The organism is Anaerobiospirillum sp. NML120449, from assembly GCF_023051105.1.
Classification (GTDB): Bacteria; Pseudomonadota; Gammaproteobacteria; order Enterobacterales; family Succinivibrionaceae; genus Anaerobiospirillum.
The window spans coordinates 35,820-49,066 of the sequence record NZ_JALKIL010000028.1 but is presented as its reverse complement, the minus strand read 5'-3'; the positions used below and the strand labels follow the sequence as shown (position 1 = coordinate 49,066).

Here is a 13,247-nt window from a genome sequence, read left to right as displayed (position 1 = left end):
GAGGATAGAAAGGTGAAACTGATCGACAATCTGCTCAATGGCAAGGAAATGCCACCTCAGAAAAAGCGCGTACTTGCACTGGGCGGCATAGCCTTTATCGTTCTGCTGTTTGTAAGCTTCCTGCTGTCTCTTACTGAAGATGACAGCAAAACCCCGGCTGACAACGGCTCAGGCAATGTAGTCGAGCAGGTTCCTGCCAGTGGCCAGGACGGCAGTCTGAAGCTGCCAAGCTCACAGCGCTATGATTTTGAAAATGACGGCAATCATGTGGGCGGCGGTCTTGAAAGCCTGCTCAACGATGCTCCTGCCAGTCCATCAGATCAGGGCATGAACAATGATCCTTTTGCCGGCATGAAGGGCGATTACTCCAATGAGTCTACCGTTCCTGGACCTGCTCCTCTGCCAACAGAGGACGACTATGACGAAACCACTCTTGCAGCCCCTCAGGGCCAGAGTGCTCCTCAGACCCGTCCTGTTGCTGAAAAGACCATGCTCTTTTGCGACAGCTACACTACTGTAGCAGCAGCTGAAAGCCAGAAGGCTGTACTTGCTTTCCAGGGCATCAGCGCCAGCGTCATCAAGAATCAGGATGGCAGCCATGGCCTGCAGATTGGTCCTTTTGACAAGGCTGAAGAGGCCCGCAAGACTTTCAATGATCTGGCCAACAAAGGCCTGCTGCAGCGCTGCGCTCTTATCAAGCAGTAACCCGCTCCGGGATTTCATGCGCTGTTTACCTGCAGCGCACATAATAAGAGCCGGTCCCCGCAAGAGGACCGGCTCTTATTTATTTGCAACCCTGCACTCAGCCCCAGGCCCGCCCTGCCAGGCATACCGGACAACAGCAGCGCTGCTGCCGGCATGCTCGACCTGCCCTGACACTGGCGGCGCGGCTGCCCGGCATATCCTGGTTGCCCTGACACCGGCGGCGCGGCTGCCCTGCATATCCTGGTTGCCCTGACACCGGCGGCGCGGCTGCCCGGCTGCCTTATTGCCAGGTGGCCAGGCCTGCGAGGCTTTTGGGGCATTCTGGGTCTTTCCCAGGCAAGATGCACTATGCTCAATAAAGTACTGCAGCTGTCGAAGTCAAAGCCATATGTTTGCTTTTTGATGGTCATTGCAATGGTGCTTTTGCATCTGACCTTGATATTCGGGCAGTGCGCCCCCACTTAGTTAAAGATATTATTGCCAGATCAGAGTACTGACGGGCATTGAACTAAGGCTCAGCCTAAATTGGAATTATATTGCTATGACAACTATTGTTTCCGTACGCAGAAATGGTGTGGTTGCTGTCGGTGGTGACGGTCAGGTTACCATGGGACAGAGCACCGTCTTAAAGGACAATGCCCGTAAAATCCGCCGTCTTTTCAAGGGCCGTGTAATTACCGGCTTTGCCGGCTCCACTGCCGATGCCTTTACCCTGCTTGACCTCTTTGAAAAGAAGCTTGAGGCCCATCAGGGTATTTTAGAGCGCGCCTGCGTTGCTCTGGTCAAGGACTGGCGTACCGACAAAATGCTGCGCAAGCTCGAAGCTATCCTGATCGTGGCTGACAAGGAAAGCAGCTTCCTCATTTCAGGCTCGGGTGATGTTGTGCGCATGGATGATGACATCCTGGCAACAGGTTCAGGCGGCAACTATGCCCTGTCAGCAGCACGTGCTCTGGCGCGCAATACTGATCTCAGTGCTGAGGAAATTGTCCGCCAGTCTCTGAAGATTGCAGGCGAGATCTGTGTCTTTACCAACCAGAATCACATCATCGAAACCATTGATTTCAATGAGGGTGCTGAAAACAAAGACAGCAGCACAAGTGAAAGCAAGCCTCAGGAGTCCGGCTCCTGGAGCGCCGATTAATAAGGATCGACACCATGTCAGAATTAACCCCACGTGAGATTGTCAGCGAGCTCGATCGCTATATTATCGGCCAGAGCGAAGCCAAGCGTGCCGTAGCTATTGCCATGCGTAACCGCTGGCGCCGCATGCAGCTTGATCCCAAGATTCGTCAGGAAATCTACCCTAAGAACATACTGATGATCGGACCTACCGGTGTGGGCAAGACTGAAATTGCCCGCCGTCTGGCAACCCTTGCCAAAGCTCCTTTTATCAAGGTTGAAGCCACCAAGTACACTGAAGTGGGCTACGTAGGCAAGGAAGTTGACTCCATTATCCGTGAGCTCATGGAAGTTGCCATGAAGCTGGTCAAGGAAGAGGCTTTCAAGCGCAACAACACCCGTGCCCAGGAAGCTGCCGAGGAGCGCATTCTCGACGCCCTGCTGCCTAATCCTTCAGCTACCGAAGACGAGAAAATGTCCAATCACACCCGTCAGATCTTCCGCAAGAAGCTGCGTGAGGGTGAGCTTGATGACCGTGAGATTGAAATCCGCACCCAGGAAAAGACTCAGGGCTTCAGCCTGATTGGTGGCGGCAGCTCTCCTATGGATGACATGAGCAATCAGCTCCAGTCCCTGTTTGATACCCTATCTCAGGGCCGCAGTGTCACCAAGAAAATGAAGATCAAGGATGCTTTCAAAGAAGTCTGCCAGGAAGAGGCTGAAAAGCTCACCTCCTCAGATGATCTGCGTGCCGAGGCCGTAAAGCTCTGTGAAAACCAGGGCATTGTCTTTATCGACGAAATCGACAAGATCTGCGGTGGCGACAGCAGCAGCGGCGGCTCCCGTGGAGAAGTGTCACGCCAGGGCGTACAGCGCGATCTGCTGCCTTTAATCGAAGGCTGTCAGGTCAACACCAAGTACGGCATGGTACGTACCGACCATATTCTCTTTGTAGCCTCAGGTGCTTTCCAGATTGCCAAGCCTTCTGATCTCATACCTGAGCTGCAGGGACGTCTGCCAATACGTGTTGAGTTAAAGCCATTAACCGCTGAAGACTTTGTACGTATTCTCAAGGAGCCACATGCCTCTCTTACCAAGCAGTATGAGTACCTGCTGGCCACTGAAGATGTAAAGGTTACCTTTACTGAAGATGCCATCAGACGCATTGCCGAAGATGCTTTCACCGTCAATGAAAAGACTGAGAACATCGGCGCCCGCCGTCTGCACACTCTTATGGAGAAGCTGCTCGACAGCATTTCCTTTGAGGCCCCTGACATGCCAGGCACAGCTGTTGAGATTGACGCCGAATACGTCAACAGGCACCTGAGCGACATTGTCCAGGACGAGGACCTGTCCCGCTACATTCTCTAAAGTCCCCCAAAAAGACCTCCGCTCGCGCCGCCACTGCCGCCCGCGCCCCTCAGGCACGACCCCGCCCGGGGCGCCCGCGCAGCCGGCCTCTGCCCCAGGCTGCCATCAATGGCAGCCATGGGCGGCCTGACGGTCTGGCCTGACGGTCTGGCCTGCCATGCCCTGCCCGACTGTCTGTCCTGCCAGGCCATGACGGACTGTCTCCTGCCCGGGACTCAAACTCTGCTGTTTCCATTCAGACAGCAGAGTTTTTTTATGCCCGCATACGGGGCACAGATGAGAGCTGGCATACAAAAGTAAGCTCTAATTTGACTTTGAACGTACGCGTTCGGCCTGAAAATGCTACTATTACAATGTCTCAGTCCGTGCCTGGTCGCCGCTGAGTCCGATCTGTCATAATGTCCGCCCTCATAGCTGACATGCCACTGTGCAGGTGACAGTGATTCATCTGTCTGCTGCAATTGAGGATCTGTATTTTCAGAGCACCATTTCACAGAGCACAGGCAGTTAAGAAGAACCTTATTAACGCAACAGCGCAGGGAGACCGCCCGGCTGACTGAAATCACAGGCAGTACCGGCGCCGCAATTTTATGAATAACCGTGAACAACTGAGCCTCAGAGAGCTTGAGATGATTCAGGAGCTTACTGAGATTGCTGCCAAGACTGAAAACATGAATGACAGCCTTGATGAAAAATTCCGCAGCCTCGATCAGAAGGATATGGAAATAGCAGCACTCAAAAGAGAGCTCGAAGAATACAAGCAGGAAAATGCACGTCTGTTTGAGATTATCCAGACCTGGCGTTCCCGCATGGACAAGGTGCTTGTGACCCTGGGTCAGATTAACTGATCGGCCCCGGCACATACGCAGCATAAGGCAGGAATATAAGCTCCCTGCTGACCGTCACTGCCGCGCCAACTAAGCGGTTTTATAAAGCACCATAACAGACAGGCCCCGAAGAACTAATCCTTCGGGGCCTGTTTTTTATTCTCAGATCTCAGGCATCGGGGTATATAAAGCCATGCGGCCCGGCCCCGGCAGGCAACGTGCAGCCCCTGTCTCCTGCACTGCCACTGAGGGCGGCAGTGCTGTTGCCAGGAGTGCCACTGGCAGCAGCGCTGGCTGCGGTGCACGCGCCAGTGCGACCTGAGGCCTTATTTGCGCCGGGGATGTAACCTGACTTCTCAAGCTGCTTTTTAAGGTTTTTTATATCGCGTACCGGCGGGCAGCCAAAGAACTGGCGATAGGCGGTCAGGGTCTGGGAGCTGCAGGGCATTTTCATAACCCTGAGAGCCTTATCAAGGGACATTTTGTGCTCAAGCATCAGTATTCTGAGCTTGATGAGCCTGATCCTGTTATACCAGCGCAAAGGAGTCATGCCGGTCTCAGCACTGAAGTGGCGGGTGAACAGATAGGGGTCCATGCCATGCACCTTTGCCAGCTGAGCGGCATCAAAGCTCCAGGTGAGGTCGGAGGCCATAAACCTTACAGCCCTGTGCATGGTCTGAGCACTTTCATCCTTCATGGCGCGCAGGATCATAAAGCCGGCCTGTGGATGGCGCAGCAGATGATAGGTCATAAGATTGACAGCCAGTTCAAAAGGCACTTCATCTGGACAGTCACCAAGGTACATGTCCACAATTCTTTCGAGCATGCAGAGCATGTCATAACTGCAGGCCATGACCTCAGTGCTGCGCCCGGTCTCAAGCTCATCAGCAGCAAGAGCTGTATACACCCTGAGCTCATCATCTGGCGGCGCAGAGCAGCCTGCAGCCCCTGCAGTTGCCACTGCAGCAGTCCCTGCAGCCGCACCGGCGCCAGCGCCTGCAGCGTCAGACAGTGCAGCGCCGTGCTCCCCGTTCCTGCGTGTTGCGGCCATGGTCCTGACCCTGGCCTTGTACTTGAGGTGCTCGCGCGAGGAAAAAGAGGCGCGCATATGGTCGCAGCGGCGCATATCAAAACGCAGCGCCAGGGAAATAAAAGCATGGCTGTTGCTGTCAGGTATGTTAACCACTTCCACAGGCAGAGGCACACAGGTAATGAAAAACTCACCAGGACCAATGCAGAAGCGGCTGTTACCGGCTGTAATGTACTTCCAGCCTGACAGCACAAAGATAAAGCAGGGCTCATAAAGCCAGCGCCCGCCCATGCACCTCGTTGCTGGCTGTACTGCACCAAAGGAGCCGCCACCGGCGCCCACTGCGTCCAGGGCTGCAGCACCGGAGCCCGCTTCGTCCAGGACTGCAGCACCGGAGCCGCTGCTGCCTGAGCTCACAGCAGCGCCCTGAGCTGCGCCTGCCTCATGGCCGGGCCATAAGCTCTCGTATTCAGGAGTGCAGTACAGATTCAGATCCCTGTGCCTGAGGTTGATTAGTCTGCCTGGCTGAGCAGCCCTGAGAGCTGCTTTTTGCAGGCGCTCGAGTACCTGACCTTTTTCCTGTAGCGTATCCATGACTGCCCTCCTCTTAAGGGCACTTGCCCCCACTTCCAGACACAGTGCAGTCATCATAACCTGCACAGCACCTGATTAGCACCCGGGCACAATTATGCAGCCTGGCAGAGCATCATTAAGCAGCCTGCTGCCAGGTCATGACCAGTAAACTCATTTCGCAGCTGTCAGTGCAGATCATGCGACGCGACCGGCTGCTGCAGCTCAGCAAGGCTGCGCATGGCGGCATGGTCAGGCAGAGCATGACGCCGTACTGCTGATATCGTAACGCCCTTAAATCAGGGATTTTGTTCACTTAATCTCATAGGCTGAAACTTTTCGTTTACAATATTGGAACGTTATTTTTGCCGGCACCGGTCACCTGAGCCGCACAGGTACATCAACTGGTCATAATTTAAGGGTTAGCGATGCATTCCGGAAAAACTGTTTTTCACGCACTTACAGCACCTAAGACTCTGGCAGCACTTGCTCTGAGCTCCATTCTCTGCGTCTCTGGCGCATATGCTCAGACTGGCGCTGCAGCTGACAAAGCTGCCCCTGCCCCTGCCGATCCCGGCGCTGTTAAAGCTGAAATCATGCAGGACGCAGACAGCACCCTGCGCGCACTGAGTGACAAGAACACTGCTGTAAACGAAAATACTGCACTGAGAGAAAGCTCCCGTGAAAAGTCCCGTGTTTACCGTGACCCTTACGGCAATCGCATCAGTGCTCCGGTAAAGCGTGCTGCCGGTGACAAAGCAGACAAGACCAGAGACAAGATCCCAGGTACACGTACCCAGGGCAAAAAGACCAGCAATACCTCTGTTCCGTCTTCATCACTGCCGGCATCTGCCAAGAAGACCACAGCTGTTGCTGCAGCAGCAACTGCCGGCTCCTCTATTGGAGCAGCCATGGAAGCTGATGACAATGCTCCACTGAAAGTGGCTGTACTGTATTTCAGCCAGCCGGAGAATGAAAAGAGCACTGATACTGACGTGCTCAGCGGCGCCTCAGTAGTAGTTACCTCAGAGGGCAAAACCCAGGGCTCTGTAGAGCACCTTGCCCGTCTGGCCGCAGATCGCCTCAAGGCCGATGTCTTTGCCATAACCCGTGCTGAGCCATATTCAACTGAACACGATGAGCTTATCTACCAGGCAGCCGAAGAGATCGACAGCAAAGCCCGCCCTGAAATTCAAATCAGCCCTGATTTCAGCATCGACCGCTACGATGTGATTTTGCTGGGCTATCCAATCTGGTGGTACGACCTGCCAATGGCCGTGTACTCATTCATGGACCAGTACGATCTGTCAGGCAAGACCATAGTTCCATTTTGCACCCATGGCGGAAACCGCCCTTTCAAAACCTTTGCTCTTATCGCCCAGAACGAGCCAAATGCCCAGGTTACCATCAACAGCGGGCTGATTGTTAACCGCTATGATGTGCCATCCCGTGGCGGAAAACTGGTAGACAAGTGGCTGACTGCCCTTGCCTCAGGTGTGATTGATCAGCAGTACCTGCGTCATTTCATCAAAAATCATAACCCTCAAATCACTGCACCGGCCCCTGACAGCGCCAGCGATGCAGGGCAGGCTGCTGCCCCTGATGAGCTCACCAGTGCAAAACCAGCAAGACCAGCTAAAAAGGATAAGGCCGAGCCTGATGCCGACGCTGCCCCTGCAGCTGCCAAAAAACCAGCCACCAGCAGCCTCACTGCTCCAGCTGCCCAGACAGCATCATGATCCCGTCATCAGGCCCGGCTGATTATAGCCGTTCCTGGCTCAGGTCACTCTGCCTCTGTCAGCTCTGACCTGAGCATAATCTTCGCGCCATGGCCGCGTATCACCTTTTAATTGCTCCAGGCTTTCCCTGCCGCTGCATTACACTTCTTTCACTGCTGATTGCTCCCGTACTCCACACCTGCTCCTGAGCCCGCCTCTGGATCCGCCCGGCCCCCCGCATCAGTCATGGCACCAGAATCTGTCCCGGCTCCAAATCTGAACCGGCGCTCGCATATGTACCTGCACCCGCGCTCGCATCTGTACCGGCACCTGTACCTGCACCTGCTCACTCTTCTGTCTATGCGTTCAGGCCAGATTCCGACACTGGAGCCTGTCTTTGCCCCTGTCTTTTTATGGCACCGGCCCCGTCTTTGTCCCTGTCTTTTTATGGCACCGGCCCCATCTTTGCCCTGGTCTTTTCCGGCACCTGAACCCTGGCCAGGCACAGGCCTGACCTGAAGCCTTCCCCCTGATATCTGTGCCTGACATACGGCCATAACCAGGCTCTGATTTTTAACGGTCAATATGACGGAAATACTCAGGCACAATGTCTGCATAAGCACTTGGGTTGACGTCATCTGCTGGCTTGAGTGGCCAGGTTTGTTATATCTAGATTTTTCTGAAATAACGCCATACAATCGGATTTACAGCTGTATCCGCACCTGAGGATCACCCTGATCCTGACTGTTTGCTGTCTGACAGTCATGTATATGGATCAGCTGCCTATAACACCGCCCTGACCTGAGTACTCCGACCTGCAGGAATTATTGTCACAATCAGCTGTATCTGCGCCTTACCAGCATGTCTTCAGTCCTGTGAGCTCCCGCTCCTAACCTGTATTCCGGACCTGTTGGGCATATACAGCCACACTCACGACCTGACATGAAGAGAGAGCTGTCAGGAAGATTATCTCAGGCTGTAAGGGCAATGTGTCATTACTGCAGCCATTACCCTGTGCACCATACCAAAGCCGAGAGCTCAGCTCCCCTGACGGGCTGACCGGCCTGTAGTTCCTATCTGGCGCTGCTGCGCCTGTCCACCAGATTGCGTTATGACTTCTTTGTTTAAAAGCAGATTTTTCCAGCTATGCGCATTTGTACTTGCAGGCGTTGCAGGTACCAGCCCATTCTGGCTTTTTAACAGTGATCAGCCCGCTGCCATTGCCTCTGACAGCAAGGACCAGGACTCGTCAGGTCACGACATAGCCGTGGGCGCAGCATCGAAAAGACCTGATGAAAGCACAGCAGACAAGTCTGCCGAAACTCCAGCTGACAGAACCGCAGCCGGTGCTCATTCCACATCCGGAGACAAGACTTCAAAGGGCAGCTCCAGTGACAGCAATAACTCAGCAGAGGGCAAGAGCGCTGACAGCAAGAGCGCCCAGAGCAAGGACTCAAAGAGCGACCAGAGTGCAGCCGTCACTGGAACTGACAGCAAGGATTCAGACGGCAAGAGCACCAGGGATGGCAAGACCGCCGATAAGACCGGGGCAGATGCTGATGCAAAGGCCAAAGGTGCTGACAGCGCAAAGGGTAAAGATGCTGACAGTAATGATGACAATGGTTTAAGTGAGAGCAAAGGCAATCCAGGCGAAATCATCAGCGCCCTGTCTGCCGATAACATGCTCGAAGAAACAGTGATTGAGGAGCACCAGGCTGATGCCAGGGGTGTGGCCGGTACAATTGATATCAAAGGTACTGCCAAAGGCAGCTCTGACATCAAGGCACAGGAGGTGGCTAATGAATCCTCAGTCACTGGTAAGAAAGATTCAGTTTCAGCTGGAAAGGCTGATCCTGCTGATAAGCTACAGGCTCAAAGCTCTTCGGGCAAAGAGCAGAAAAAAGACGGTTCGTCGGGACAGAATGGATCAGATGAAAGCAAAGGCAAGAGCGGCGGGAATGATGGCAAGGGAGAAGACCAGTCAGCTCAGACAAAAGGCCAGAGCCTGGAACAGAAAGTAAAAGCCCTGACCGAATCTCAGACCCGTGAGCAGAAAGACGCCTATGAGCGCTCCCTTGAGGAACGTCATGAGCAGGTCGAGTCGGCTATTGCATCAATTGCAGAAAACAGCCGCATGTATCTGCCACCTCTTATCAGCTCCCGTGCTCTGGTGGTCTACTATCCGGCTCCTTCCATTGACAGCCGCCGTACGCCAAACAGCTCACGCGTTGATGCTGTTACCGGCCCTACCAGCGTCAAAATCGATGGCAAGGCCGAGCCTGCCATTGCAGGCATTGCCCGCACCATAAGCAATGAAAGCGGCGCTCGTCTGTACCAGATAAACGCAATTTCCAGCTACCCTAAAAATGGCTATGAGCTGTACGAATACGCACTCAACGAGCTCAACACTAAAAACTATCCTGAGCTTACCGATGATGAGCCGCTGCATATGGAAGACTACGATACTGTCTACCTGTGCTATCCGCTGTGGTGGGATGATCTGCCAGGCGCCATGTACAGCTTCCTCATCAAATACGATCTGTCTGACAAAAACATCATTCCGGTCATTATCCATGCCGGAGACGGTTTTGCAGCAACGCTCGACAATATCGCCACCTATGAGCCTAATGCCGTGGTCTACCGTCAGGGTCTGTCATTTTCCATCAATGAAAATCTCGAGGACGATCACTTCACAAGAAGAGTTCGTCAGTTCCTGACCAGACTGAGCACCGACTTTAACTGACAGGCATTAAGCCCTCCAAAAGCAAAGCCCGACCTTATGGTCGGGCTTTGCTTTTGGAGCTGACGTTATGAACATCAGCGCTCACGGCTGTCATCAGATGACAGGCTTTGTCTGCTCTGTGCCTTCTGCCCGCTGACCGCTACTCTGTTCAGACTCCTGATTTTGAGACTTCTGGCCGTTAGCTGACAGCGGGGCTGCCTGATGAGCAGCAGCACAGGCATCAGCTGACAGAGGATCTGCCTCATGGGCTGACTGAGCACAGCCTGCAGCACCTGCAGCGTCAGTTGCTACGGCTGCGACGGCTGCTGGTTCTGCCGCCCCGGCCGGGGCTGAAGGAGCTTCAGCCTGGCTGTCCTGAGCTGGCTGAGTGGCCTGGCCGGTTGCAGCTGCATCAACCTGAGCTGCAACAGTAGCAGCTTCCTGAGCCATGGATGGGCCGCGCTCAGGAAGCTGACCTGAGGACAGGGAGCTTGCGGCCTCGCGTGCCGCTTCGTCCTCAGCTGCAGCGGCCGCAGCAGCTGCCTGAGCTTCGGCCTGAACTGCAGCCTGATTAGGGCTGAGCATGGCAAACATCAGGGCACCGCAGAGCACGCCGCCCAGCAGTGAAACTATATAGAACAGCGGCTCTGTTGCCAGAGGGAAAAGGAATATACCGCCGTGAGGAGCACAGATTCCACAGTGGAAGAACATGCTCAGACCGCCTGCCACAGCCGAACCGGTGACACAGGCCAGACGCAGACGCTTTAAGGTCAGGAATGGCAGTACGGCTTCGGTAATAAAGAGCAGGCCTTTGAATATGGCTGAAAGGGCGGCTTCGCGCTCGCGGGCTGCAAAGTGACCAGGGGCAATAAAGCGTGCAGCTACACCCGCCGCCATTGGGGGCACCATACCGCCTAACATGACGCTGGCCATAACCATCGAGCCTGGTCCGTTTTCTGGCAGACAGTCAGCAAGCAGCAGTACGCCTGAGGCATAGGCCAGCTTGTTAAAAGGTCCACCCATGTCAGCTGACATCATGCCTGCCAGCACCGCTCCTATGGCTACCAGGGTAATGGTGCTGGTATCAGAGATAAAGTCGTTGATAACATTGTCGATCAGGGCCGCCGGCAGATTGGTAATAAACTGGGCTATCAGCGTGGTCAGCACCGCGCCTGCCAGAGGATAGACCAGCAGCGCGAACATGGCATCATGTCCTTTGAGAAAACGCTGGGCTATTCGCGCCACCACAAAGGCTACGCCGCCTCCTACAAAGCCGTTGAGCAGAGCTCCTATCACACCGGCGCTGGCCATATCAGCCATAACACCGCCGGTAAAGCCTGCTACCAGAGCCATACGTCCGGCCATGGAGAAAGCAATAAAGGCACTTAGTACCGGAAAGAGCAGACTGCCAATACTGTAGCCAATGGAATCAAGGAACAGACCAAGGCTGCTGGTCTTCACAAACTCAAGACGGGCTACAGCCGAGAGAATACCTGCAGTGGCAGCAAGAGGAAGAATGTAGGTCAGACCGCTCATCAGATGGCGGTAGAGCTTCATCGGCAGGTTGGTCGATTCAGTCGACATTCCGCCTATCCTGTATACAGGACAGTCAGGTGAGAGGGCCTTTTTGATGAGCTCTCCAGGACGGTGTACGCCATCGACCACCCCGGTACGCACCATTGGCTTGCCGGCAAAGCGGTCAATATCCACAGCACGGTCAGCAGCCACAATAACAGCACGGGCAGAGGCAATATCCTCAGGCATCAGGCTGTTGCGGTTACCGGCAGCGCCGTCAGCCTCTACCTTGATGGTAAGTCCCATTTCTCTGGCCTTTTGCTCAAGAGCCTCAGCGGCCATGTAAGTATGAGACAGACCTGCCGGACAGGCAGTCACGGCTACAATGTCATAGCCCTTTTTCTGCTCGGGACTGTCAGCCTCTTCCTCCTGACGTGCCTGCTCACTGGCCTCTTTTTCATCCTCCTCAGACTCGGCGCTGTCGATAGCCTCAAGGAACTCATCTACGCTGTGAGCTGAAAGCAGGGAAGAGCGGAAGTGCTCGTCAATAAGAAGAGTGGACAGGCGGGCCAGCACATCAAGATGGGCATCTGATGCCTGGTTTGGCGAGGCGATCATGAAGATGAGATGGACAGGCTCACCATCAATGGAATCAAAATCAACTCCATTAGGCACAACCATGGCTGCAAGGCCTGGACGGTCTACGCCAGGGCTCTTGGCATGAGGTATGGCAATGCCCTCACCAAGACCGGTAGAGCTCTTGCGCTCACGCTCAAATACATCTTCACGGAAACGGTCAATGTCATTGATGCAGCCGGTTGAAGCCATGGCATCAACAAGCCTGGATACAGCATCTTCTTTACTTACCGGGCTGGCGTTGATACAGACTGACTGTCTTTCCAGCAGATCCCGAATGCGCATATGCCTACCTTAAATTAATCTTTCTGTGTGCCGGACCATGCCGGTTTAATGTCCCCATATGTATGGACCGTCGTGCCGCGCTCCACCTGTGCAGGCTCCAGCCGTGCCAGCCGTGCCACGTACCGGCCGTGCCAGCCGTGCCACGTACCAGACGTGCCACATACCGGCCGTGCCGCGCACAAAAGACCGGTACTTATGCATATGCATGCACCACTATCATCTGCATATGCTGCGACCGCAGAGCCGGCTGCCACTGCAACTCAGAGTGCTGGTGCTGCAACTCAGAGCGCTGGTGCTGCAACTCAGAGTGCTGGGGCTGCAGCTTGTGCGCTGGTGCTTCGGCATCTAAAGTGCAGCTGCAGGTCCAACTGTGAATGCAGGGCAACGCACTGTAATGACGTGTCTGGGGAATGTCTGTACTTGAAGGTGCTCACAGGCAGGCTCTTAAGAACTTGGATTGAGCATCTGGTCAGTTATGTTCCGCTGACCTTGCGGATAACAATAAAGCCTTACGCATGAAAGCATGGCTCTCATACGCCCATACGCCTGCTGCCTGCGGTCAGACCGGCTGTCTGAGGCCGGGACCACGATATCTGACAGCGCAGGATGATTGTGGGTGAAATGGCCCTACTGTGCTGACTGTATGAAAATTGATCCCTGATTCTAACATTTTAGACAAGTGATGGTGCAAAACACCGTTACATCAATGTTACAAAAGCCAGCATCAGGACTAAAAAAGGGATAAC

General features: G+C 54.4%; 7 protein-coding genes and 1 pseudogene. 6 read left to right on the top strand and 2 right to left on the bottom strand.

All coding sequences use genetic code 11. The annotated features are described in order from the left end of the window. Window positions 1–12: 12 nt before the first annotated feature. From MXE41_RS08795 to MXE41_RS08780, 4 genes and pseudogenes are all read left to right on the top strand, one after another. A complete protein-coding gene (locus MXE41_RS08795) occupies window positions 13–705 on the top strand; it encodes an SPOR domain-containing protein (RefSeq protein ID WP_247100231.1) in 693 nt (230 codons plus the stop codon). A gap of 541 nt (window positions 706–1,246) precedes the next feature. Next, a pseudogene (gene hslV / locus MXE41_RS08790) lies at window positions 1,247–1,774 on the top strand (ATP-dependent protease subunit HslV); the annotation flags it as partial. An 89-nt stretch (window positions 1,775–1,863) separates the two neighbouring features. Beyond that, window positions 1,864–3,198: an ATP-dependent protease ATPase subunit HslU gene (hslU, locus tag MXE41_RS08785; RefSeq protein WP_246978605.1), complete on the top strand. Its 1,335-nt coding sequence runs from the start codon at window positions 1,864–1,866 to the stop codon at window positions 3,196–3,198. A gap of 590 nt (window positions 3,199–3,788) precedes the next feature. Next, the gene (locus MXE41_RS08780; RefSeq protein WP_246978607.1) at window positions 3,789–4,046 is read left to right on the top strand and encodes a hypothetical protein; all 258 of its coding nucleotides are present in this window, start codon (window positions 3,789–3,791) and stop codon (window positions 4,044–4,046) included. Between the two features lie 148 nt (window positions 4,047–4,194). On the opposite strand, the gene MXE41_RS08775 is transcribed toward MXE41_RS08780, so the two are convergent. Continuing rightward, entirely contained in the window at window positions 4,195–5,649 is a 1,455-nt protein-coding gene (locus MXE41_RS08775; protein ID WP_247100230.1) for an AraC family transcriptional regulator N-terminal domain-containing protein, read from the bottom strand. A gap of 404 nt (window positions 5,650–6,053) precedes the next feature. On the opposite strand from MXE41_RS08775, the gene MXE41_RS08770 reads away from it, so the two are divergent. Together MXE41_RS08770 and MXE41_RS08765 are read left to right on the top strand one after the other, a co-directional pair. Further along, window positions 6,054–7,364, top strand: a complete 1,311-nt coding sequence (locus MXE41_RS08770; protein WP_247100229.1) for a flavodoxin — start codon at window positions 6,054–6,056, stop codon at window positions 7,362–7,364. A gap of 1,090 nt (window positions 7,365–8,454) precedes the next feature. Continuing rightward, window positions 8,455–10,086, top strand: coding sequence for a flavodoxin (locus tag MXE41_RS08765; protein ID WP_247100228.1), 1,632 nt, complete (start codon window positions 8,455–8,457; stop codon window positions 10,084–10,086). Between the two features lie 93 nt (window positions 10,087–10,179). Here MXE41_RS08765 and MXE41_RS08760 read toward each other — a convergent pair whose 3' ends face one another. Further along, the gene (locus MXE41_RS08760; protein ID WP_247100227.1) at window positions 10,180–12,501 is read right to left on the bottom strand and encodes a fructose-specific PTS transporter subunit EIIC; all 2,322 of its coding nucleotides are present in this window, start codon (window positions 12,499–12,501) and stop codon (window positions 10,180–10,182) included. Between the last annotated feature and the right edge of the window lie 746 nt (window positions 12,502–13,247).